At 35.3% G+C, this 23,740-nt stretch carries 21 protein-coding genes; 9 read left to right on the forward strand and 12 right to left on the reverse strand.

Annotated features, from left to right (window positions below; translation table 11 throughout):
- Nucleotides 1-13 precede the first annotated feature (13 nt).
- Nucleotides 14-4,510 (reverse strand): glutamate synthase large subunit, encoded by a 4,497-nt coding sequence (gene gltB / locus JVU85_RS09880; RefSeq protein WP_204172384.1) that lies wholly within the window; start codon nucleotides 4,508-4,510, stop codon nucleotides 14-16.
- Nucleotides 4,511-4,648: 138 nt separating this feature from the next.
- Between gltB and gltC the strand changes: the two genes are divergently transcribed.
- The 3 genes from gltC to JVU85_RS09895 all read left to right on the forward strand — a co-directional run bounded on the left by gltC (nucleotide 4,649) and on the right by JVU85_RS09895 (nucleotide 7,530).
- Nucleotides 4,649-5,536: a glutamate biosynthesis transcriptional regulator GltC gene (gene gltC / locus JVU85_RS09885; protein ID WP_204172386.1), complete on the forward strand. Its 888-nt coding sequence runs from the start codon at nucleotides 4,649-4,651 to the stop codon at nucleotides 5,534-5,536.
- 102 nt (nucleotides 5,537-5,638) lie between these two features.
- Entirely contained in the window at nucleotides 5,639-6,751 is a 1,113-nt protein-coding gene (locus JVU85_RS09890) for a YibE/F family protein (RefSeq protein ID WP_193325414.1), read from the forward strand.
- On the forward strand, nucleotides 6,748-7,530 hold the full coding sequence (locus JVU85_RS09895) for a YibE/F family protein (protein WP_103388572.1): 783 nt from the start codon (nucleotides 6,748-6,750) through the stop codon (nucleotides 7,528-7,530). Before JVU85_RS09890 ends, JVU85_RS09895 begins: the two co-directional genes overlap by 4 nt.
- A gap of 131 nt (nucleotides 7,531-7,661) precedes the next feature.
- On the opposite strand, the gene JVU85_RS09900 is transcribed toward JVU85_RS09895, so the two are convergent.
- From JVU85_RS09900 to JVU85_RS09910, 3 genes are all read right to left on the reverse strand, one after another.
- Nucleotides 7,662-8,906: an ammonium transporter gene (locus JVU85_RS09900; protein WP_103388573.1), complete on the reverse strand. Its 1,245-nt coding sequence runs from the start codon at nucleotides 8,904-8,906 to the stop codon at nucleotides 7,662-7,664.
- Between the two features lie 106 nt (nucleotides 8,907-9,012).
- Nucleotides 9,013-9,483, reverse strand: coding sequence for a GNAT family N-acetyltransferase (locus tag JVU85_RS09905; RefSeq protein ID WP_151508175.1), 471 nt, complete (start codon nucleotides 9,481-9,483; stop codon nucleotides 9,013-9,015).
- A 1-nt stretch (nucleotide 9,484) separates the two neighbouring features.
- A complete protein-coding gene (locus tag JVU85_RS09910; RefSeq protein ID WP_021459300.1) occupies nucleotides 9,485-9,880 on the reverse strand; it encodes an NUDIX hydrolase in 396 nt (131 codons plus the stop codon).
- A 167-nt stretch (nucleotides 9,881-10,047) separates the two neighbouring features.
- On the opposite strand from JVU85_RS09910, the gene JVU85_RS09915 reads away from it, so the two are divergent.
- Entirely contained in the window at nucleotides 10,048-10,308 is a 261-nt protein-coding gene (locus JVU85_RS09915) for a hypothetical protein (protein WP_021459301.1), read from the forward strand.
- A gap of 51 nt (nucleotides 10,309-10,359) precedes the next feature.
- Here JVU85_RS09915 and JVU85_RS09920 read toward each other — a convergent pair whose 3' ends face one another.
- From JVU85_RS09920 to JVU85_RS09935, 4 genes are all read right to left on the reverse strand, one after another.
- Nucleotides 10,360-11,148, reverse strand: coding sequence for a LysM peptidoglycan-binding domain-containing protein (locus tag JVU85_RS09920; protein WP_204172388.1), 789 nt, complete (start codon nucleotides 11,146-11,148; stop codon nucleotides 10,360-10,362).
- A 229-nt stretch (nucleotides 11,149-11,377) separates the two neighbouring features.
- Nucleotides 11,378-12,160, reverse strand: a complete 783-nt coding sequence (locus JVU85_RS09925; RefSeq protein ID WP_204172390.1) for an arylamine N-acetyltransferase family protein — start codon at nucleotides 12,158-12,160, stop codon at nucleotides 11,378-11,380.
- A 152-nt stretch (nucleotides 12,161-12,312) separates the two neighbouring features.
- Nucleotides 12,313-12,783, reverse strand: a complete 471-nt coding sequence (locus tag JVU85_RS09930) for a GNAT family N-acetyltransferase (RefSeq protein WP_204172394.1) — start codon at nucleotides 12,781-12,783, stop codon at nucleotides 12,313-12,315.
- Nucleotides 12,784-13,321: 538 nt separating this feature from the next.
- The gene (locus tag JVU85_RS09935) at nucleotides 13,322-14,650 is read right to left on the reverse strand and encodes a sodium-dependent transporter (protein ID WP_107373790.1); all 1,329 of its coding nucleotides are present in this window, start codon (nucleotides 14,648-14,650) and stop codon (nucleotides 13,322-13,324) included.
- Between the two features lie 279 nt (nucleotides 14,651-14,929).
- Here JVU85_RS09935 and brnQ point away from each other — a divergent pair, with 279 nt between their 5' ends.
- Together brnQ and JVU85_RS09945 are read left to right on the forward strand one after the other, a co-directional pair.
- Nucleotides 14,930-16,243, forward strand: coding sequence for a branched-chain amino acid transport system II carrier protein (gene brnQ / locus JVU85_RS09940; RefSeq protein ID WP_002509932.1), 1,314 nt, complete (start codon nucleotides 14,930-14,932; stop codon nucleotides 16,241-16,243).
- Between the two features lie 155 nt (nucleotides 16,244-16,398).
- Complete coding sequence (locus tag JVU85_RS09945) at nucleotides 16,399-16,770, forward strand: iron chaperone (protein WP_002509931.1); 372 nt, start codon at nucleotides 16,399-16,401, stop codon at nucleotides 16,768-16,770.
- A gap of 34 nt (nucleotides 16,771-16,804) precedes the next feature.
- Here JVU85_RS09945 and JVU85_RS09950 read toward each other — a convergent pair whose 3' ends face one another.
- A complete protein-coding gene (locus JVU85_RS09950) occupies nucleotides 16,805-17,545 on the reverse strand; it encodes an alpha/beta hydrolase (protein WP_107399503.1) in 741 nt (246 codons plus the stop codon).
- A 130-nt stretch (nucleotides 17,546-17,675) separates the two neighbouring features.
- Nucleotides 17,676-18,209 carry a hypothetical protein gene (locus JVU85_RS09955; protein WP_107373794.1) on the reverse strand — a complete coding sequence of 178 codons (534 nt, stop codon included), beginning with the start codon at nucleotides 18,207-18,209 and terminating at the stop codon, nucleotides 17,676-17,678.
- Nucleotides 18,210-18,484: 275 nt separating this feature from the next.
- Here JVU85_RS09955 and JVU85_RS09960 point away from each other — a divergent pair, with 275 nt between their 5' ends.
- Nucleotides 18,485-19,213, forward strand: coding sequence for a poly-gamma-glutamate hydrolase family protein (locus JVU85_RS09960; RefSeq protein ID WP_193325418.1), 729 nt, complete (start codon nucleotides 18,485-18,487; stop codon nucleotides 19,211-19,213).
- Between the two features lie 196 nt (nucleotides 19,214-19,409).
- Nucleotides 19,410-20,828, forward strand: a complete 1,419-nt coding sequence (locus JVU85_RS09965) for an MDR family MFS transporter (RefSeq protein WP_204172396.1) — start codon at nucleotides 19,410-19,412, stop codon at nucleotides 20,826-20,828.
- Between the two features lie 116 nt (nucleotides 20,829-20,944).
- Here the strand turns inward: JVU85_RS09965 and JVU85_RS09970 are convergent, their stop codons facing one another.
- Complete coding sequence (locus JVU85_RS09970; RefSeq protein WP_204172399.1) at nucleotides 20,945-21,400, reverse strand: hypothetical protein; 456 nt, start codon at nucleotides 21,398-21,400, stop codon at nucleotides 20,945-20,947.
- Nucleotides 21,401-21,585: 185 nt separating this feature from the next.
- Entirely contained in the window at nucleotides 21,586-22,788 is a 1,203-nt protein-coding gene (locus JVU85_RS09975; protein WP_204172401.1) for a GTP-binding protein, read from the reverse strand.
- A gap of 209 nt (nucleotides 22,789-22,997) precedes the next feature.
- On the opposite strand from JVU85_RS09975, the gene JVU85_RS09980 reads away from it, so the two are divergent.
- On the forward strand, nucleotides 22,998-23,399 hold the full coding sequence (locus tag JVU85_RS09980) for a YxeA family protein (protein WP_204172403.1): 402 nt from the start codon (nucleotides 22,998-23,000) through the stop codon (nucleotides 23,397-23,399).
- Nucleotides 23,400-23,740 lie beyond the last annotated feature (341 nt).

A 23,740-nucleotide genomic window follows, 5' to 3' on the forward strand; every position in this document is an offset into this window, starting at 1 on the left:
CCCCCCTTATGATTTAATATACTGCCGACAATGGTTTGTCAGTTTCTATATGTGTGCGCTCATCATTAAATGCTTTAAGCAATGCCTCGTCTAGTTGCGGTGTTGTTTGCTTTTGTAAGTCAATTTTCTGCATCATTAATTTGAAATCTTTTGGTATTACTTTGACAACCTTACTTTCAATATGTTCAAAGTCTTGCAGAAGTGCTTGTGCTTTTTTACTATTTGTATATTTCACATGTTCTTCAAGCATTTCTCTTAAGACAGAACGTTCTTCATCGACCGTCACTTCATCAAAGTCGAGTGTATCTAAGGCGTTATCTTGTTTGAATTGTTCAACATCTGATGGGAAGATATAACTAACTCCGCCACTCATACCTTGACCAAAGTTTTTACCTACATCTCCTAATATGACTACACGTCCACCAGTCATATATTCTAATCCATGGTCCCCTATGCCTTCGACTACAACTTGCACACCACTATTTCTAATACAGAAACGTTCGCCTGCACGTCCATTGATAAATGCTTTACCATGAGAAGCACCGTAAAAACATACATTACCAACAATAATTTCATTCTCTCGCGCTGCATTAGGAGCGTTAACAATGATTTTGCCGCCAGATAATCCTTTACCAACATAGTCATTAGCATCACCTGTGTGATGAATCGTTAAGCCTCTAGGTGTATAAGCTGCTAGACTTTGTCCTGCATGACCATTTGTATAGGCATTGATACTATCTTCAGCCATACCTTCTGCACCATGAACACGCGTGATAGCACTACCTGTAATTACGCCTACATCACGTTGTTCATTTTTTAATTGATAGTTTCCTTTATAAGTCTTACCATCGTTGATCGCTGCTTGAGCATCTGGGAATAATTGTGTTAAATCAAAGCCTTCGTCTAAATGATGATTTTGTTCAATTGATTTATGACGTTCACCATCATGTTGATACAACAAAGCTTCAATATCCATTGTATTCGCTTTAGGTCGCTGTTTTTGGTAAGGTGCACGTTGTAATAAATCTGTGCGTCCCACAAGTTCATCTACGGATTTCAAGCCAAGTTGCGCTAAAATCTCACGTAATTCTTCAGCTACAAAATGCATGAAATTCACTACATGATCTGCACGTCCATTAAATAATGCACGTAAATCTTGGTTTTGTGTTGCAATGCCTACTGGACATGTATCTTTATGACACACACGCATCATAATACATCCAAGTACTACTAATGGTGCTGTAGCAAAACCAAATTCTTCAGCACCTAAAGCACAAGCGTAAGCTACATCTTTACCAGTAAGTAATTTGCCATCCGTTTCTACTTTTACACGTGATCTCAAATCATTCATCATAAGTGTTTGGTGCGTTTCGGCTAAACCTACTTCCCACGGAACGCCAGCATGTTGAATACTTGTTTTCGGTGATGCACCTGTTCCGCCATCATAACCACTAATAACAATTTTATCTGCATAGGCTTTCGCTACACCTGCAGCAATCGTGCCTACTCCTGTTTTCGACACTAATTTCACTGTGATATCAGCATCTTTATTCGCATTTTTCAAATCATGTATTAACTGCGCTAAGTCTTCTATTGAATAAATATCGTGATGTGGAGGTGGTGAAATCAAACCTATTCCTGGTGTTGAACCCCTTACTTCCGCAATCCACGGATAAACTTTACTACCTGGCAATTGTCCGCCTTCCCCTGGTTTAGCGCCTTGCGCAACTTTAATTTGAATTTCTTTCGCATGTTGTAAATAATCACTCGTTACTCCAAAACGACCTGAAGCTACTTGTTTAATAGCACTTGAATGATTACGTCCTTCTTCGTCAATAATATAACGTTCTGGGTTTTCTCCACCTTCACCACTATTACTTTTACCACCAATACGATTCATCGCTTCCGCTAATGTTTGATGCGCTTCTGCTGAAATCGAACCGTAACTCATAGCACCTGTATTAAAGCGTCGCACGATATCACTCGCTGGTTCTACTTCAGTAATATCAATCGGTGTTTGTTGCTTAAATTCCATTAAATGCCGAATATGGTCTGTACGTTTTGTATTGACTTCTTCAGAAAAGGCTTTGAATTTCTCATAATCATTTAAACGACATGCATGTTGTAATAAATGAATGGATGTCGGATTAAACGCATGACGTTGGCCTTGTTTACGCCATTGGAATGTACTTCCCGACTCAATATAAGGTGATGTTGCACTTTGACGCGCTTTATTTTCTTGATCAATCATGTCAATTGAGATTCCTGACAATTTTGATTGCGTGCCTGTGAAATAACGATCAACCACATCATGACTTAAACCTACAGCTTCAAAAATTTGTGCCCCTTGATAACTTTGAACTGTGGAAATACCCATTTTCGCCATAACTTTAATTACACCTTCAGAAAGTGTGTCTGTATATGTTTGGACATTAGCAATTACTTCACCAGACAAACGACCATCTTTAGTTAAATCTTCAATAGTACGTTGCGCTAAATACGGCACGACCGCATTCGCTCCGTAGCCTAATAAACACGCTACATGGTGTACTTCACGCGTTTCCCCTGATAACGCAACAATACTTGTATCCATACGTAAATTCTGCGTTATTAACAGTTGGTGAATATGACTGACTGCTAGTAAGATAGGCATAGCAAAACCAGTGTCATCAACTAATCCACTATCGTCAAGCACTATTATTTCCTTACCTTGTTTCACTGCTGCAATCGCTTGTTCACCTAATTCATCTAAAGCATCCTCTAAACGACGACTGTATAATGTCGACAAACGTTGCACATTAAAACGACTATTTTCAATTTTAGCTAATTGCGCTTCTGTTAATACCGGTTTTTGTAATTGAACACGACTTAAAGCATCTTCATTAGGTTGTAATAAATTACCTTCACTTCCTAAATAAGACAGCTCACTTGTTACTATCTTTTCACGATAAGCATCGATTGGTGGATTTGTAACTTGCGCAAATAGCTGTTTAAAATAGTTGAACAATGATTCATCTTTAGCATTCAAGACAGCTACCGGCACGTCATATCCCATTGCACCAATTGGATCCTTTTTATTTTCAACTATTTCAGTCATATATTTGTCTATTTCTTCTTTAGTGTAGACAAATTGTCTTTGTAAACGTGATAATGTCTCCTCATCCCACTTTGAAGGCTGATATTGCACTTGAGCTAACTCTAAATCTTCTTTAAATTGGCTTAGCCAACTTTCATATGGTAACTCGTCAGCAATTTTTGCTTTCAGCTCATTATTTTCAATCACTTTATTTTGGTTGAAATCTACAAGCAACAACTTCCCAGGATTTAACTGTCCTTTGAAAGCAACTTGTTCCTCAGGCACATCGATAACTCCAACTTCTGATGAATAAACAATGTAGTTATCTTCGGTAATTGTATAACGTCCTGGTCGTAAACCATTTCTATCTGTTAACGCGCCAATTTTATCACCATTACAAAACGAAATCATCGTCGGTCCATCCCACGGCTCCATGAGGTAACTGTAATACTCATAAAATGCGCGAACATTCGCATCATTAGTTTTGTTGTATAACCAAGGTTCAGGAATTAACAGCATCGCTGCTTTTTCAGGTTCCATCGCTAACGCTAAAAATTCTAAGGCATTATCGACTATTGCCGAATCACTACCATCTTCATCTACAATTGTTTTAATTTTATGTTTATCTTTTCCAAAAACAGTATCTACTAATCGTTCTTGTCGTGCACGCATCCAATTCACATTACCTTTTATCGTATTAATTTCCCCATTATGCATTAATAGGCGATTAGGGTGCGCACGTTTCCAACTTGGAAATGTATTAGTACTAAATCGTGAATGTACTAAACCTAACTTAGAAATATAAGATTCATGAGTTAAATCTATATATAGACGTTTAATTTGATCGGAACGCAACCAACCTTTATAAACAATCGTTTTATGCGATAAACTCGTAAAATACAATGCTAAGCCTTGTGTTTCACTGTAATATTCGATTTGTTTACGTGCTAAAAACAATGCTTTATCTATAGTCGACACATCATTTAGTGCTACAAAAACTTGCTGAATTACCGGCATCGTTTTCGCAACATGTGGTGCAATAGCATCAGTATTGACCGGAACTTCTCTGTAGCCTAATACCGTCATGCCCTCTTCAGCAAAATATGCATTGAATTGCTCTTCATGCTTTGTCCCTACAATAGATTCATTAGCAAAAAAGAGCCCTACTGCATAGTGACCTTCAGCCGGCAAATCAATATCAACATGATTAGCGAAAAATTCAAATGGAATCTCTGTCATGATACCTGCACCATCACCTGTCATTCCATCAGAACCAATACCACCACGATGATCTAATCGACGCAACATCTCCAATGATTTATCAACAATATCGTGTGTTCTTTTGTTATCCATGTTGGCATAAAACCCTATACCACACGCATCATGTTCTTCTCTACTATCATATAAGCCCACATTTTTTACAGATTCGAGCATGACATTCACCCCTTTTACGAAAATTCAGAATATTCATTACGTAGAATTACTATATAGCACCTAATCAATCTGTTCAATATATAAAATAGATGATATTATTCTAATTAATAGAACGATTGTGTAAAAAGGAGTATGGTCATGGAAATCAAACAATTAAAATATTTTATTGAAGTTGCTAAAAGAGAGCATCTTTCTGAAGCTGCATTAGAATTAGACATTGCGCAATCTGCCATTAGTAGACAAATCAGTCATTTAGAGCGTGAGTTAAACGTAACGCTCTTCAAACGTGAAGGTCGTAATATCCATTTAACAGATGATGGTCATAAATTGCTTGCTGAAGCCAACAAAATCGTCGAACAAGCTGAGGACACTGTTCGTTTATTTCATAACCAATCTGAAACAAACCATTATGTTATTCGTATCGGTTATGTTGAAAGCTATACTGCTCAAATGCTAAGTTTATTAATTCAAACCTTCGAAGGTCAAAGCGAATCTAAAATAGAACCTATGTTAATGGAAGAAAACGAAATCACCAACGCGTTACTATCTGACCAAATCGACGTTGCTTTTATGGATTTATCCACTGATATCAAACAACACCGAGACCTTGATACCATTCCATTATTTGAGGAAACTTATAATATTTGTGTACCTAAAAAAGACCCGATTGCATTAGCAACCAATCCACCTTTATCACAATTTAAAGACAAAACCATTTATCAATTATACGCAACACCACAATCAATCAAGCACACCCTTGAACAGCAAATACAACAACCCGTACGTATAATTACACACAAACAATTAGCAAAATATTTATTAACACATAATCGTGGTTTTATAATTGCACCGTCCTATCACATTATTGATAAACCTAACAATAAATGGGTAGAAATCTCTTTAGCCCACACTGAATTAAAACGAACTATTTGTTGTGCGACACGCAAAGACAATCGTAAACACGATATGGCGTTACTCAAAAACACGATTATCACTTTGTTAAGTCGTGATGCTACATATCATTAATCATATGCATCATATCTTTGATCGTTATACAATTTTTTGAATTCCTAAAATTCAAAGCGTATAATCACACTGTCACAATACTAAATGTTTGGAGTCCGCTACATGAACCTTAAAAGACAGTTTAAATCTCCATTTGTTTGGAGTATTACATTATTTTGTATTATTTTTATCTGTGTATTTATCTTCACTTTAGTAAACGACCAAATGTACCGTACACCTATTGGTCAAATTACGAATATCCAAAACCTGAAAACCGAACAGGTTGTCGATGAACATCATAACCATGATACAAAGCACCAAGATCAATTGACCATACATATGTTGAATGGCAAATACCAAGGTGAAACGACTAAAATCAAACACGAATATACAGAGTCTCAAGCAGACAGTGAAACTTTTTCACCTGGCAACAAAGTACTCATGCATATCGATAAAAAACCAAGCGATGGTTATATTGTAGAAAAGAAACGTGATAGTCTCGTTGTGGTAGTCATGGGTATTTTTTTACTCGTCATTTTATTAGTAGGTAAAAAGGTCGGTATTCAGTCTATTCTATCCCTTATATTCAATACCATAGCTATATTGGCAGCAATATATCTTCATCTCCAGTTTCCTAACACTAGTTTATTCTGGTTAATGAGTATCGCTATTACATTATCAACTACGATTACCTTATTGCTAATTACCGGTTGGCATTGGCGAACGTTTGTCACGATTATCAGCACCCTTCTGGGCACCTTCCTTTGTATAGGAATTACCTATGGTGTTATTCAAGCAACGGATGGTGCTGGGATGAAATTTGAAACGATGAGTTTTTTAACGTTACCGCCTAAAACTATCTTTTTAGCATCCGTTATCGTCGGCTCACTTGGTGCAGTAATGGATGTAGCTATTACGATAGCGAGTGGTATGTATGAAATTTTACGTCGTAGTCCCAACATCGAGATGACACGTTGGGCATTAGCCGGGCGTAACATTGGTCAAGATATTATGGGAACAATGACCAATATTTTGCTGTTTTCATATTTATCTGGTAGTTTACCAATGATTTTAATTTATTTAAAAAACGCAAATACTATAACTTATACGCTCTCTATCAATTGGTCTTTAGAAATATCTCGTGCAATCACAGGTGGTATTGGTATTGTCTTAACAATTCCATTAACGATTATCTTGATGCAACTGGTCTTCAAATTGCGAGGTGTTAAGCAATGAGCGCAATTACTATTTTAGGTTTAATATTATTTGTCCTGATGCTTATATTTGGAGGTAAAAAAGGACTAATTTCTTACCTTACTTTATTTTTAAATTTTATAATCTTAGTTATTTCAATCGTTTTTATTATTTTTGGCGCACCTATTTACCTAGTTACATTAATTTTTTGCATTGCTATTGCAGCGTGTAATCTTTTTGTACTAAATAGCTATAATATTAAAACACGTGCTGCGTTTTACGCTACTATCCTAACGACTTTATTATTAATTATAGCCATTTATTGTTCCGTAGCTGTCGGTCACTTACAAGGGTTCACGATAGAACAACAAGACGAAACATATATCTTTTCAATGAATATAGGCGTAGATATGGTAAAATTTATGGTCTTTACTGTTATTTTGGCTGTCATTGCTGCAGTAATTGATTTAGCCATCACGATTAGTTCACCCATTTATGAATTGTATGATACCAATCCGCATTTAACACAAAGCGAATTATTTCATTCCGGTATGCGTGTAGGTCGTGAAATATTAGCAACATCTGCCAATACCATATACCTCGCGTATTTTGGTGGCCAGCTGACATTATTCTTTTGGTTTTTCAATTTGAAATACTCGTTCGGCCATATTATAAACTCTAAAATTTTCGCACAAGAATTTGTCACTATTTTACTTGGCGGTATTGCCGTTGCTATAAGTATACCTATAACTGCATGGTTAACATCCTGGCTGATTGTTAAAGAACAACGTAGTACCAAAACAACTTATAATGATAAGTAATGCGAGAAATATTTGAGTTAAAAGAGTTGTGTGGCAACATGTTATCAGTTCAGCCACCTACTGACAATACGACATGAGGCTGGGACATTATTAATTTGTCCCAGCCTCATTTTGCTTGTCTAAGTGCAACATTAACGGCGTTGCTTGAACTTATTCATTTCGCCATAAAAATAAGCTTGTTCACCGTGCACTGTCTCATCCAGTCCAAGCTGTTCTTCATCTTTGGTCGTAGCCAGTGAAGTCCAATAACCGATACAGCGTGCAAGTATATATGTCATAACTACACTAAATATAATAGTGACAAAGACCGCTAAGAATTGGCTACCAACTGCCTGCCAATGACCTCCTGCAAGTAAGCCGTCTTCAATGGAAGGATTTGCGTTTTTGGATTGGAAAACTCCGGTTAATAACGCCCCAACAATACCTCCAATTCCATGAATCCCAAATGCATCCAACGCATCATTATAGTTGAGTTTCACCTTGATGTAGTTAATGACTAAATAACAACAGCCACCACCAATTAAAGCCATGATTATTGCTTCTGTATAGTTAACAAAGCCTGCTGCTGGCGTAATAGCCACAAGCCCAGCTAACATACCTGACAACATCCCAATTAAACTTGTTGTTTGTTTGGATATATATTCTAATACTGACCAACCTAATGCACCTGCACTGGCTGCTAAGACAGTATTTACAAAAGCAAGTATTGCAATATTATCTAATGTAAATGCACTTCCAACATTAAAGCCATACCAACCTAACCATACGAAGATTCCTCCAATTAAAGTAATGACTAAATTATGCGGAGGTCGTTTATCTACATTATGTCCAGCCTTAATCATTACAGCTAACACTAAACCTGAAACACCGGACGTAATGTGTACTACTGTACCGCCAGCATAATCAATCGCACCTAAATGTTCGATCCATCCGCCTCCCCATACCCAATGAGCTACTGGGCTATAAACAAGCAATACCCATAAACCTACAAATATTAAGTATGGTATAAATTTCATTTTTTCAGCAATCGAGCCTGATAAAATCGATACCGCTATCGTACAAAACATTAATTGAAATAACATAAATAAAGCTAATGGCACATGCGGCGACAAACTTTCATGTGTAGCAAATCCTACGTTGTGTAATCCTAGAAAACTAAAATCTCCTAACCACCCATTGCCTTGACCAAAACTAAGCGAAAATCCTGCCAAAACCCACACAAAAGTTACAATGACAATAGCAGACATACTTTGCATTACAGTATTTAAAACATTTTTAGATTGCACTAAGCCACCATAAAAAAGACTTAGTCCCGGTGTCATTAACCACACCAGTAATGTACATAGAAAAACAAACAATGTATCTGACATATTCATATACTTCACTCCTTTTTAGGAGCATATACCGGTGTTAGTGCAAAAGCAAAAATGCGTTATGAAACGTAACATAGTGTGTCAATTTTCATAACACATTACACATCATTCAAGTTATTATTTGTTTTAAAATATACACGCGTTTGTCTTCTAACTCACCCTCACCACAATATTGATAACCACAACGTTCATATAATCGTTGTGCTTGTTCATTTGTGTCATTGACCGCTAAATAAATTTCGGTAATCATAGGAAATTGTTCATGTATGTATTGTGGCAACGCTTGGATTACTGCTGTACCAATGCCGAGATTGCGATAACGCGCGTCGACACCAAATGAACGAAAAAACACTGCTTGTTCATTTGTAGTATACGGTTTTATCCCTTCACCAAAATGCAAAGTAAAAAAGGCGATGCACTGCTGACGATCATTGTAGACCAATGTCGGACAACGTTCATTATCAAGCTCTGCTAATTTAATGTTATCTTCGGGTGTTTTAGTAAACTGTCTATCGTGGGATTGTATATAAAAATCCATTACATCTTGAATTAATTGTGGTCGATAACTTTCAAAATACATATTACTTCCTCTTTTCATTATCTTCTGATTGCAACCAAGTTAGTACAGCTGGTGCTATACGTGTCACATCATCTTTTTTTATCCACTGTACATCAGTAATTTCACTTGCAGGTTCGATGTTCTGCCAATTGATGTCTTGGGTTGTACTAAAGCAAATCAGCTTAGTCAATGTATTGGGTTGAGGATAGGCCTCACCAACAACAATATTACGATAATACAACTCATGTTCCGCTACAGTTAAACCTAATTCTTCTTCAAGTTCTCTTACGAGTGCAGCGGTCAACGTTTCATTATCATCAATTTTACCACCCGGGAAATAATATTTAGCTCTATTTCTAGCTTGTACAAGTAATAATTCAGACTCTGTTTCCACTACTAAACATACACAGGTAATCATGTCGTATCACACCTTCTAGTTATTTCCAATTACAATATTTTCATTCGTTAGTATTGTTATGTTATCATATTGCAGTATTGAGCGAATAGCTCAACTTGCAATCAAATAAGACATACAACATAACTATAAACAAGTATCACCAACGACAGATAAATGGAGGTAACATCATGGCTAAAAAAACAAAACTACATCGCGTCTCTAATTTCATTAATTTTACTGGAGTTGCGATAGAAGGATTTAATTGGTATGCATATCGCTCTAACAACAAAAAACTGCTTTATGCGAGCATGGCCATTTCAACAACTGGTGCTATTTTAGATTTTTATACTGCATTAAAATCACCACGAAAATTTGTAAAATTATTTTCTACTTTTACCTTAGCAAGTACATTGGTCACTACGGTGAAGCGATTAAAATCAATGAAATAAAAAAATAGCGTAAACATTAGAGTCACACTCTACGTTTACGCTATTTTTTATTTAATGTATAAATTTATGATTTGCTACTTGTGAAGCAGGCACCGTTCTAAATGTTTTAACACCTGGTGCTGCACTATAGTTCATTTCCGAAACATAGACACTGCCGTCACTATTCACACGTTCTACAAATGCAACATGACCATAATACCCTGCATCAGTTTGTAAAATAGAGCCGACTGTAGGTTTACGATCTACTGTATAACCATCTTGTGGTGCAGCATTATCCCAATTATTAGCATTCCACCAATACGTACTAATGCCTTTACCAATTTGAGCTCGACGATTGAATACATGCCATGTACACTGACCCCAATCATATAAATTAGAGTGATTAAACACTGGCGTCTTGTAACTCGTACCTGATGATGTAGAACCACTAGAAGTACTTGAACTACCAGATACTTTCAAACGCTGGCCTGGATATATGAAATAATCAGACAATCCATTAAGCTCCATAATTTTTTGGTAAGTTGTTCCGTACTTAGCTGCAATTGAAGATAGTGAATCTCCAGATTTCACTGTATAATATGTAGTACTTGAGCTCGTTGTTGTCGAACTAGACGAACTTGTTGTCCCTGATACCGTTAATACTTGATTTGGGAAAATAACGTTAGATGTTATGTTATTGAGTGATTTTAATTTTGAAACTGACATATTATATTTATTCGCAATCGACCAAAGTGAATCTCCACTCTGCACTTTATACGTCGTTGCCCCTTCTGCATGTGTTGCGGCTACTGCTGCCACAGCACTACTTCCAATGACCGTCGCAATGATTTTCTTTTGCACTTTTGATAAGCCTCCCTAATACTGTAAAAACTTAGAATTCATTTCTTTTCATATTATACACGTCCTAATTGTTAATTAATATATTTTTTTGATGACATTATGATTACAAAGCATTTTAAAATTTAATTAAAACTATACAATTCAATTGTTCGCTACTATATTTTCATAGTATCATGTATCAGCGAACGTCATTACGTTAAATCTTAATATCTTCTTTACATGCCTTGAATTATTGCTGGTCGAAAGTTTTAATTTCAATATTTTCAATCCCAAAATAATGTGCTAGCATCGCTCGGTAATTCGTACGATCAATTGCTATTTTTTTCTTATGCTCACCTTTAGATATCGTAACATTGCGTTTAGACATTGTGACACGCCCATCTGCTACTGCCTTACTAATAATTAATTCTCGTACAAAAATAGATTGCGCATCATATTGATTAAATTCAATACCCGCAGCAAAATCAGCAAGCGTTTGAGATTCAGTCGCAGCTTGATACTGTATCACCCATGCACTACCGTTATATTTCAAAAACCGATAATTCATCTGGTCTACCCATTCAATTTTAAAGTAACCATTAACATCTTCGACAATTTTTGATTGTGATAATGGTAAAGCTTGTTGTGGTACATCTGCGTAACCCACATCTGCCACAAAATCTCCCTCTGGCAAAGTAACGATAAGTGACATATGTGAACCTTCCATAGCCCACCCATCACCTGTATGAATTGTTGCTGCTACCATTTTGACACTAAACCCTTTTGCAGCTAAAAAATTACGAAACAAACGATTTTGCTCATAACAAAATCCCCCACGTTGTTCGACAATAATTTTGTACAACATACTTTCATCATCTAATGCAATAGGTTGATTGTTTTGCACATTAATATTTTCAAACGGTACGTGTAATACATACTGCTGAATAAGATGGTTCAACGTAGTCAAATTCACTTCACTATATGTCCCGAGATCCGCATTTATATAGTCCTCTAACTGTGAAAAATCAGTCATCTTAAGTCACCCTCTTCAATATCATTTAATTTAATAGTGCACCGTAAACGTTAGTGAATCAATCGTTTTGCTTAAACAATTACAGTCCTTCAATACATATAAAAACAAACGCTTATTTAACATAAACGTTTGATGCAACTATTAGTTTATTGTTAATTTTCAAGCGCTAATTCCATAATCATTAATGTCCCTTTACGCCACGGTACACGTTCGCCAGTATCTTCAAACTTGCATTTTGCATAAAGCGCTTGTGCAGTTATATTATCCATATTTACACCTAAGACAACGCTAGTAATATGTGGATAATATTCGGTAATAAAAGCGGGCAAATGTTGCAAAGCTACGGTTGCATATCCTTGATGTAAAAAGCGAGTATCAGTAGAAAAGCAACGTAACAATAAGGTCGAACTGTGTGTTGAATAAGATTCAAATTCGTGATGTTCTTGTAAGGCGAAATAGCAGACTAAATCTCGTTCTTGATTGAAGCATACTATCGGATGATGCCTGTCACTAGCCTGTTGAATATTATTACTAGGGTAGTCCGTAAATTGTAATTGTGTTTCTGTTAACTCATATTGCTGTATCTGCACCTGATATTTTGTAGAATAGTTTTCTAATTGCATAATGTTCACCCCTAATTTTTACCTCTATCGTTAGCTTGTAAAAAATTTATCATGAATATTGCGGTCTGTCACTCACCATAGCTAGTTTGTTTTTTATCGCCGAATACACTTTGATAGTTACACTCATTGTCGATAATAGGGAGTAGTCAGCAATCAAGTATTATTTAAAAACTTTAGCCTCCCAACCCGGCAAGGATGACTAGCATTGATAAAGTGGAACACGTGCACAAAATCTTCCAACAATGTCGAGTAATTTATCGACAATCTATGGTGTGGGACGAATCAATGATGTATCACACTTTTGTTTTAGAACGTAAATAAACCTTACATGACAGTTCGTTTAAGATTTTCATTTAATATTGGCAGTACTTTGGGCCGACTCCTGCTGAAATTGCACTCGCCGAAGAATACTGGCTGAGGCTGTGCCCGCAGAAAGCGTGCACAAAAAAACTGCCAACAAAGTGTATAACTTTGTCGACAGTATATGAAACGGGATAGCAATCTATTGCTATCCCAGCCTCGTTACTTTAATGTGCCATTATAAAAATTGCACAATAAAAATCAAGATAATGACGATAGGTAAAATGAATTTAATTAAATAATACCATGGACTAAACAATTTAAACTTATCGCGTCCAAAATATTCACGTAACGCTTCTTTATCCAATAATTGACCAACTACTAACGTCGTCCCTAAAGCGCCAATGGGCATTAGGATATTAGATACTAAGAAATCCATATTATCAAAAATCGTCCCTGCAGCAAACCGAATGTTACTCAAACTACTAAATGATAACGTAGCAGGTATGCTTATAACAAAAACAAGTATACTACCTATCACTGCTACACGTTTACGCTTAGTATTATCATTTTTAGTGAAATTTGAGACATTCAATTCTAATAGCGAAATAGAAGAAGTGAGTGCTGCAAATAAAAATAGTATTAAAAATATTAAATAAAACCCTGATCCAAAGGACATTTGTTCAAATACTTTGGGTAAGACTATAAATAACAGCCCTGGTCCTTCCGTCGGTTGGTAACCGAAAGCTGATATAGCTGGAAAGATTGCTAAACCTGCTAAAATAGACACTAAAATATTCATAGCTACAATAGAAAGTGCTGATGTTTTGATTGTCATTTCTTTCGATGCATAACTAGCATAAGTAATCATACCCGTTGTCCCTAGAGATAATGTAAAAAACGATTGCCCTAATGCTAGCAAGACCCCTTCTACCGTAATATCTTGTACACGCGGTTCTAAAATATAACGTAGCCCACTCATCGCACCATCAAGTGACAATGATTTCACCACAATTAATATTAAGAAGATAAAGAGTAAAGGCATCATAAATTTTGATGCTTTCTCCAAACCTTTTTCTACCCCTAACATAACAATCACCATCGTTAAGAGTATAAATATCCCTTGTCCAACTATTGTTAGCCATGGATTACCTATTAACGCATCGAATTGTAAGTTGCCAATTTGATTACTTTGTAATGTTACAATGTGATATATCACATTACCAATATAAATAATAATCCAACCACCTATTACACTATAAAAGCCAAATAAGATAAACACTGCTAAATTACCATTCCAACCGATAATATTTATCCATTTTTTTCCTGTTAGTTTTTCGTAAATTTTAGTGGTATACGTTTGTCCCATTTTACCGACTGTAAATTCCATAATTAGTAACGGTAAACCCACAAGTAAGGTAAAGATTAAGAACATTAATAGGAAGGCGCCGCCCCCGTTTACCCCTGCCATATATGGAAATTTCCACATAGCTCCTAGTCCAATAGCGGAGCCAGCACTTGCTAAAATAAAACCAGTCGATGTCTTCCATTGCGATTGTTTAGTCATTTCCAACATCCTTTATATATAACTTCATTACGTTAAAGCGTTCAATAAACATAGAATCTACTATACCATTTTTCAAAATCCAACACAATAGAATCTAAAGAAGTTATTATTTATATATTTTTATAATAAAAATAAACCTATAGATTGGCTTTTAGCTCAATATAATTGTCAGAAATTTCATTGTATTTACCCTAAAATTATGGTATATTGATATGCGTTTTGTGCAAGATTTATCTTTATCAAAATAGTTTGATTTTTCTAATAATTGAGGTAATTGAAATGAACAAATTAATATTAATATCTGGTTTCATGCTATTCTCATTCTTTTTTGGGGCAGGTAATTTAATTTTCCCGCCGATGCTCGGATATACTGCTCAAAGTAACATGTGGATAGCGATGGCCGGATTTGCAATAACTGGTATTTTAATGCCTTATTTAACAGTTATTGTCGTAGCTTATAAAAATGGCGGTGTAGAGAGTATTGGAAATAAAGTGCACCCCATTTTCGGGTTAATCTTTGCGATATGCATTTATTTATCAATCGGTGCACTTTATGGTATTCCTCGAGCGGCTAACGTAGCTTATGAAATTGGCACAAAAAACTTACTACCCGTACATAATCAGTGGACACTTATAGCATTTTCTATTGTTTTCTTTTTCATTGTGTATATCATTGCACTTTATCCAAGCCGTATAATTGATAATTTAGGCAAATATTTAACACCCATTCTGATATTTATAATCGCACTATTATGTGTGTTAGTCTTTATTAACCCTGAAGGTTCCGTCCAACAACCGGGAGGAGAATACACATCAACACCAATAGTCTCAGGTATACTCGAAGGCTATTTCACAATGGATTTAGTAGCTGCACTCGCCTTTTCGGTAGTTATTGTGCAAATGTTTAAATTAAATGGTGTGAATGATCATAAAACATTAGTCAAAAGTGTCATTAAAGCCGGGTTAATCTCAGCGCTATTATTAGTAATTATTTACTTTTCATTAGCTTATCTCGGCGCTTCTACCACACATCCTGGTTTCAAAAATGGTACTGATATACTAACTTTTAACTCATTACGTGTTTTTGGCACTTTTGGTAACTTAATCTTTGGTATCATTGTCATCTTGGCTTGTCTAACGACTTGCATTGGTTTAGTTAATGCCTGTGCCGCATTTGCAATGGAAAAACTTCCAAAGATTTCATATAAATCGTTTGTACTGATTTTTTCACTTTTAGGTTTTTTAGTGTCGACACTTGGCTTAAATCTAATCTTACAATTTGCTGTGCCATTGTTAACATTTATTTATCCTACATCAATCGTATTAGTACTGATTTCGTTACTTAGTATTTTCATTAAATTTGATATGCAATATACTTTTATAATTCCAACCATTGTGACTTTAATCATTTCAGTACTACAAATAGCTGTCGATTATGACTTATTAAATATACTCAATAGTCTCTATCATTTATTACCATTAGCAAATATCCAATTAGCATGGCTTATACCATTTATTGTGTTAACAATCGTTGGCCTCGTTATTGATTATTTCCTAAGTAATAACGCAAAACCGGAAACTCACCAAAATTAACGTTCAATTTATAGCGATGGCTGCCCTAAAGGCACCATCGCTTATTTTATTATTATGCTTAATTGCACAGCTGATGTCTCTGTACTAGTCATACGTTACTGGTTACTATATAATATCCTTAGATAAGTAAGACATATATACTGGAGGAGAATGTTATGCAAATGTTCAATCCTTTTTTACAAACTATCGAAAATGAAACTCACCGAACAAAAGTTGCTGAATTATTCACATGGGTGGCAGAGACATTCCCACAACTTGAAACGACAATCAAATGGAACCAACCAATGTTTACAGATCATGGTACTTTTATTATTGGTTTTAGTGTGGCAAAACAACATTTTTCTGTTACGCCGGAAGCTCAAGGGCTATCACCTTTTGTTGAGCGTATTACTGAAGCAGGCTATAGCCAAACACAAAATTTATTCCGTATTAAATGGACACAAGATATCGATTATGCTTTACTGCGAGACATGATTCAATTTAATATTGATGACAAGGCAGACTGCACGACTTTTTGGCGTAAATAACATCAAACCCTACTNNAGTAGGGTTTGATGTTATTTATTGTAATTCAGCTAAAAAGCGAATGATATCTTGTTCTACCGCTTCTCGAGCTTTACCATGCGTTATTAAATGCTCACCCTCTTCATAACCTTTGACTGACTTATGTTGATGTGCAATATGCTCATAAATATAATGTGCGCTTTTAGCATAAGCTGGTTCATCTTGTTGACCATATTTAATAACTATAGGTGCTTGGATACTTGGCAACTGTAGCATAATGTTATCTACAACATTTTTAAACATTTCAAATCCCGCTTCGTATGAGCGTATATCAGCTACTTGACGTTCTATTTCGGTTTGGTCTAAGCCTAAAATATCACCCATACGTCGACCATATGCTTCTAAACGCATTGCTAAGCCAGCATCGTCCTTTTTATACGGTACTGACATCGCAACGACACTATGCACTGACTTGGTTTCACTCAGTTTAAGGGATAGCAATCCTCCCAAAGACACACCTAACACTGTGATCTTATCATAACCTTTGTCTTGTAACAGCTCATAACCATCTTGGGCATCTTGCCACCAATCGGCTATAGTATAAGCCATTAAATCCTCGAGCATTTTTCCATGTCCTTTATATGATGGGACGTAGCAAGTGTAACCTGCTTTATGTAATTTAGTAGCTAATAGTTTAACATCACGTACCGTCCCAGTGAATGAGTGTAATAACAATACAGCGTGTGATGCGCCTTCATACTCTAAATATATTGGATTAGGTTCTTTTACTTTAATCATTTATGTCACTCCACGCTTTTAATTTCACTATTATTATAACAAATATCAATAACTCTAGATTACATCTTATTTAAGTCGTAAAAATGTTGATGAGTCATCTCACTCACCAACATAATTATCAACCAACATGTCATTCATTACTGATAAATTGTAACTCATAAACGGCCTTGTCATCGAATGAATTAAAATTATCTATTTTAGCATTAAGATAGATTTCTTGTTGTTTTCTACTAACATTATGTTTATATGTTATTTTGACATGTAAATCTGATTCGTAGCCATTATTTTTCAAAGTACGATCGATTTCTTTAAAAACATCATTATTTATCGGTAATAAATAACCTTCTTTACTTGGCAACATACTAACATGTTTACGTTGAAGTACATCGTTCTCTCCAATAAAGATTTCTATTTCAATATTTTTGGCAGCTCCGCCACCTAAATTATAAAGTTTGATATAGTCTACATTTTCTAACTCGTTATGATCCTCTATATTTCTAACTTTTAATCTACCATCATTTCGCGAAATGAGTATTTGGTTAAATCCTAATGCTGGAATAAAACTTATTTTCATTTGATACAATTGGATAGACACAGAAACAAAATAAAATAATGCCATAACAAATGTCCCAATTGAACCAATGGCTGAAATGATATTAATCATAATTAAACCTCCTTTTAACTTATCGTTGTATCTATCCCCGTTTTGCTATAGGTTCACACTTCTTAATTAAACTTAACTTGTATTACATAACATCAACATGCTAACCACAAGCCACTGCTGACTTTAACATAATTAAAATTGTCACCCAAAATTTAACCCACCATTAACATCATATTCATATTTAATAATTTATTTTATTAACTTATATAAATATTTTATTATTTATATATGATTATGATAAGCTTTAGACAAACTAATGATGGGGGACGCACAGCATGTCATTTTTTTCACTTAAGCCAAAGTTCTTAATACATAAATTTATCGTCATAAGCATTCTTTCTGTACTACTTACTAGCATCTTGCCATACAATACCGCTAAAGCAGATGATGCCTTTAGTTCTATGAGTGAACTCATGGAAAACACAACTGAAGGTAGCGACTGGCAAATCACGACTACGGATCGGGGTAGCGATGTATTAATTGCTGCTATACATGGAGGCGGTATCGAACCTGCTACTTCACAACTCGCAAGTCTAATCGCGAGCAATGGGGGCTATAACTATTATTCATTTCAAGGTGTGCGTCCAACAAATAATGGAGAATTACATGTCACATCTACAAATTATGATGAACCTATTATTCAACATATGCAATCCACTGCTAACCGCTCTGTCACTATACACGGAGCTTTGGGTACTGAGCCCGTTACATATATAGGAGGCAAAGACCAATCATTGATCTCGAGAGTTGAAGACGAGCTTAGCAACGCAGGTTTTGAAGTCCAAGAATCACCTAATCACCTTTCCGGTAATTCTGATAATAATATAGTCAATAAAAATAAGCGTGGAGAAGGTGTTCAACTCGAATTAACTACAGCAATGAGACAATCTCTATTTAGTAACAATGATATTTCTAAAATCTCAAGAATGAATGCGTTAAATTATAATAGTGAAATGTATAGCTATGCCCATGCCATCAATACTGCGCTATCAACAGACAATTAACACCATATATTATACCTTTGTAAGCATTCAAGGGTATAATTTTTTGTTGTTTTATAGTCCTTTAGTTACAGTTTGATACCATTTTAAAAAATTCTAATAATTTTAACATTATTTTTTTAAAAATAATGGTTTGCTTTGCTAACTAAAAACAGTTAAAATTGACAACTGTGATGTTTTAGAAAAGAGGTAATGTGTCATGTCGGATAGTATACTATCTAATAAAAAGAGAAATACCATAATTTTAGTAATGTTAAGTAGTGCCTTTGTGGCCATGCTAAACCAAACTTTACTAAATACAGCTTTACCAGCCATTATTACAGGATTACAAATCACAGAAACTACTGCACAATGGTTGATTACTGGTTTCATGTTAGTGAATGGTATTATGATTCCACTAACTGCCTTCCTCATGGATCGATTCCATACTAGACCGCTTTATATTTTTGCCATGAGTGCTTTTTTAGTCGGCTCTATTGTCGCCGCACTTTCTCCTAGTTTTACCTTGCTCATGATTGCACGTATCATACAAGCAGTCGGAGCCGGTATCTTATTACCACTCATGCAATTTACTGTTTTTACGCTCTTTCCACCGGAAAAACGTGGCTTTGCCATGGGTCTTACAGGTATTGTAGCGCAATCAGCACCGGCTATTGGACCTACTTTAACCGGCTTTTTAATCGATACGTTTAGTTGGCGTGCGCCATTTATCGTGGTAGCAGCGATTGCTATTATTGCCTTTATTGTTGGAACAATCTATGTAGAGAGCAATAACACTACAAAACACACTGAACTAGACAAAACTTCCGTCGTTTATTCTACTTTAGGTTTTGGGTTAATGCTCTATGGCTTTAGTAGCGCAGGTAATCTTGGCTTTGGCTCACCCATCGTCATACTATCCTTAATTATTGGTTTAATCATTGTAGCTATATTTGTTCTACGTCAAATTAAACTCGATAATCCATTATTAAATATGAAAGTTTTTGCCAATAGAACATTTTCGTTATCAGCTTTTAGTTCAATGATTCTATTTATTGGTATTGTAGGCCCTGCCTTATTAATCCCAATGTATATTCAATCAGGTTTAGGTTTATCGGCAATTTTATCAGGCATAGTTATTTTACCAGGAGCCGTCGTCAATGCTTTTATGTCTGTTTACACCGGTAAAATTTACGATAAATATGGTTTGAAAATCTTAGCTATCCCAGGCTTTATCTTACTCATCATTATGACAATTTTACATTGTTTCTTAACTACAGAAACTCCTTATTGGTATATCGTAGTTATTTACGCGGTGAGAATGTTTGCTGTAGCACTCATCATTATGCCTTTGAATACAATTGGTATAAATGCGCTACAACCAGAAAATATTTCTCATGGAACAGCTATCATGAATTCGCTACGTATTATAGCAGGAGCAATCGGCACTGCTGTGATGATTACTATTTTATCTATTGTACGTAAAAATTATGCTGTTGCACATGCAGACCAAAGTAAAATAGATATAATGCAACATTCTACAGTTTTAGGTGTCGATGCCGCCTTTATCTTTACTACTATTTTATTATTTATTGGATTTGCCTTAACACTCATGATCAAACAACCTAAAAAATCTTAATGTTTTAAGTTGAGAGACTCTATTGATATAACAGAAGCCCCATTCATTACACTCATGTAATGAATGGGGCTTCTTTTTTAAAATGTTTCGTATGAAACATTTTAGTGGATAACTAGTCACATAATGCCTATACACAAAAGAATCATCACGATAGTTAATAATATTGCTCTACCTATAATAATACGATCCCAATGCGTTTGTATTGTTCGTAAATTAGAAGGTACTTTATGTGCTTCTGCTGCAGTGGTGATAACTTTATGAATCGGTTTAGATTTAAAATTATATATAAAGATATAACCTAACATTAGTAAAAATGCTATCACATATTCTAAATTTCCTACGCGGAGCCCACCATTAAATATCACTGCAGCCACAATAGAAAATATGCCAACTGTTCCAAATTGAGGCATGCGCTTATCTGCTATTTGATGCATATGACCTAATACGTCTACCATACTTTTATCTCTACACTTACGCAATGCTTGAACACCAATGATACTGAAAAATACATCTACGCCAAAGACAACACCAATCATTATGATTGCTATGATACCTGCAACTAATTCCATCATATCACCTTGTTTTATGCTTTCGCTATTACTGTGTTCAATTCGTTAGCCGCGTGTCAACATGGCTCGTTTTTACAACAGTTATCCTATCTCTTCCCACTTTAAAATTTTCCAAAACAGTAGATTTCACACGATGTAATATCTATAAATTAAAATAATGCACCATTTACAACTTTTATAATTGCATATTATTGTGCTGGTGCCAATTGCCACTGATATGGTTCAGGCAATGCATCCCAAGCCCCGTCTATTTCATCGTGTTTCAATAAGCAATCACCTAATTGTTGAATAAGTTCATCCTGTTGTAGATTTGTACCTATGATGACAAACTGTGTATGACGATCTCCGTATTCAACGTCCCAATTTTCAACAACGTCCGGTCTGTCTGCTAATATGTCTCGCTGTGCCTCCGGTGACATACTCGCTACCCAATATGTTACCGGACTTATATTACATGATGAGCCCGCTTGAGATAACAAACATGCCACTTGGTTATATTGCGCTAACCATACAATGCCTTTCGTACGTACGATATTTTGTGGTAATTGCTCTAACCATGCGTGAAAACGTTCTGCATGGAATGGTAATCGTCTATCATAAACTAAGGAAGTAATACCATATTCTTCAGTCTCTGGCGTATGTGTACTATGTCCGCCTTCAGTTAACTCTTGAATCCAACCTGCTGATTGGCTCGCTTGATCAAAATCAAATAATTGTGTATTTAATACCTCAGACAAATCAACTTCAGCATTAACCGTACGAATCACTTTCGCTGTTGGTTGTAGTTGTCGCAATATACTTTCTAAATGTGTTAAATCCGCTTCGTGAACCAAATCTGTTTTATTTAAAATAAGTACATCACAAAATTCTACTTGGTCAATTAATAAGTCTGCAATAGAACGTTCATCTGTATCATCTGTCCCTTGGTTACGATCAATTAATAAATCTTCTGAGTTAATATCATTAACAAAGCGATTGGCATCGACGACCGTAACCATGGTATCTAGCGTACAAATCGCACTTAAATCAATACCTAAAGCGTCATCCATATAGGTAAATGTCTGCGCTACTGGCACAGGCTCGGAGATACCTGTAGATTCAATGACTATTTGATCAATATTTCCTTTATGTACAAGCTGTTGTACTTCTTGCAACAAATCATCACGCAATGTACAACAAATACAACCATTGGATAGTTCTACCAATTTTTCATCAGTTCGTGACAAACCACCCCCATCTGCTACCAAGTCTTTATCAATATTTACTTCACTCATATCATTAACAATTACCGCTATACGTCTACCCTCTCGATTTTGTAAAATGTGATTGAGTAACGTGGTCTTACCTGACCCTAAATACCCACTTAATACCGTAACTGGAATTTTGCCCATAACATCAAAACCTTTCTAAATCGTAATTATTACGTTTTGTATTATATTAGAACTTTTCGAAATAAGCAAATGCATTTAATGAATAATCGCGAGTGTTTACTTTTCAAATAAATCGTATGACAAGATTGTCATTTGAAATGTCACTTCATATTGTCGAAATTTATCATGTAGCTCCTTATACTGAAAGTAACAACGTTAGGAGGTATTATGTGAAACGATTAATCAAATCAATCATAGGTATATTTATTTTTATCGTAATAGTTTGGAGTGCTTTGCTTCTTTGGAAGGTTTACGCAGAGCAACATACTGATAATTCAGCAGTTGCAGACTTGGCAAAGTTTAATCCATTAATACAAAGTGAAAATTATTATATTAAAACGCAAGAACCAACAAAGGTTGATAAACAGGATAATTCACACAATGTTTATAAGTATAAACAGCAGGCAGTAGATAAAAATGGTCATCGCAAAATGATTACATTTAATGCTTTTTCAGATAAATTAAAAATTAATCATTATTTAAAAGTAGAAGTAAAATTAGATAGAGTTCAAAGTTATAAAGAAGTCTCGCAACAACAAGTACCTTCAAAGCTACTGCAACGTATTGATTAATATATGAATTTAGACATGAGCAATTCTGCCAATCTATAGAAAAAAACTTTAGACGAACTAATATTTAAGGTCTGTTTTCTGATAATAAAATAAGAAGCTGCTGACAAAGACTGTCTTTGTCAGCAGTTTTTTGTGCACGCTTTCCGCGGGCACTGCTTTAGACTATAGTCTGCGGCGAGTGCTCTTCCCGCTGGAGTCGGCTCAAATTACTGCCAGTAATATACAAAAAACCTTAAGTAAATTAGGCTCTGAACCCTTATAATGAGAACTTAATAAAAACACTATGTTCTAGGCTGCTAATTCCCTATATTTTCTAGGGGATAAGTAGCCTAGTTTTTGAT

This window comes from Staphylococcus sp. GDY8P72P, assembly GCF_016890655.1.
GTDB lineage: Bacteria > Bacillota > Bacilli > Staphylococcales > Staphylococcaceae > Staphylococcus > Staphylococcus arlettae.

Coding starts and splice junctions, on each gene's coding strand:
- gltB (WP_204172384.1), bottom strand. CDS start 4,510: ATGCTCGAATCTGTAAAAAATGTGGGCTTATATGATAGTAGAGAAGAA.
- gltC (WP_204172386.1), top strand. CDS start 4,649: ATGGAAATCAAACAATTAAAATATTTTATTGAAGTTGCTAAAAGAGAG.
- JVU85_RS09890 (WP_193325414.1), top strand. CDS start 5,639: ATGAACCTTAAAAGACAGTTTAAATCTCCATTTGTTTGGAGTATTACA.
- JVU85_RS09895 (WP_103388572.1), top strand. CDS start 6,748: ATGAGCGCAATTACTATTTTAGGTTTAATATTATTTGTCCTGATGCTT.
- JVU85_RS09900 (WP_103388573.1), bottom strand. CDS start 8,906: ATGAATATGTCAGATACATTGTTTGTTTTTCTATGTACATTACTGGTG.
- JVU85_RS09905 (WP_151508175.1), bottom strand. CDS start 9,483: ATGTATTTTGAAAGTTATCGACCACAATTAATTCAAGATGTAATGGAT.
- JVU85_RS09910 (WP_021459300.1), bottom strand. CDS start 9,880: ATGATTACCTGTGTATGTTTAGTAGTGGAAACAGAGTCTGAATTATTA.
- JVU85_RS09915 (WP_021459301.1), top strand. CDS start 10,048: ATGGCTAAAAAAACAAAACTACATCGCGTCTCTAATTTCATTAATTTT.
- JVU85_RS09925 (WP_204172390.1), bottom strand. CDS start 12,160: ATGACTGATTTTTCACAGTTAGAGGACTATATAAATGCGGATCTCGGG.
- JVU85_RS09930 (WP_204172394.1), bottom strand. CDS start 12,783: ATGCAATTAGAAAACTATTCTACAAAATATCAGGTGCAGATACAGCAA.
- JVU85_RS09935 (WP_107373790.1), bottom strand. CDS start 14,650: ATGACTAAACAATCGCAATGGAAGACATCGACTGGTTTTATTTTAGCA.
- brnQ (WP_002509932.1), top strand. CDS start 14,930: ATGAACAAATTAATATTAATATCTGGTTTCATGCTATTCTCATTCTTT.
- JVU85_RS09945 (WP_002509931.1), top strand. CDS start 16,399: ATGCAAATGTTCAATCCTTTTTTACAAACTATCGAAAATGAAACTCAC.
- JVU85_RS09950 (WP_107399503.1), bottom strand. CDS start 17,545: ATGATTAAAGTAAAAGAACCTAATCCAATATATTTAGAGTATGAAGGC.
- JVU85_RS09955 (WP_107373794.1), bottom strand. CDS start 18,209: ATGATTAATATCATTTCAGCCATTGGTTCAATTGGGACATTTGTTATG.
- JVU85_RS09960 (WP_193325418.1), top strand. CDS start 18,485: ATGTCATTTTTTTCACTTAAGCCAAAGTTCTTAATACATAAATTTATC.
- JVU85_RS09965 (WP_204172396.1), top strand. CDS start 19,410: ATGTCGGATAGTATACTATCTAATAAAAAGAGAAATACCATAATTTTA.
- JVU85_RS09970 (WP_204172399.1), bottom strand. CDS start 21,400: ATGATGGAATTAGTTGCAGGTATCATAGCAATCATAATGATTGGTGTT.
- JVU85_RS09975 (WP_204172401.1), bottom strand. CDS start 22,788: ATGGGCAAAATTCCAGTTACGGTATTAAGTGGGTATTTAGGGTCAGGT.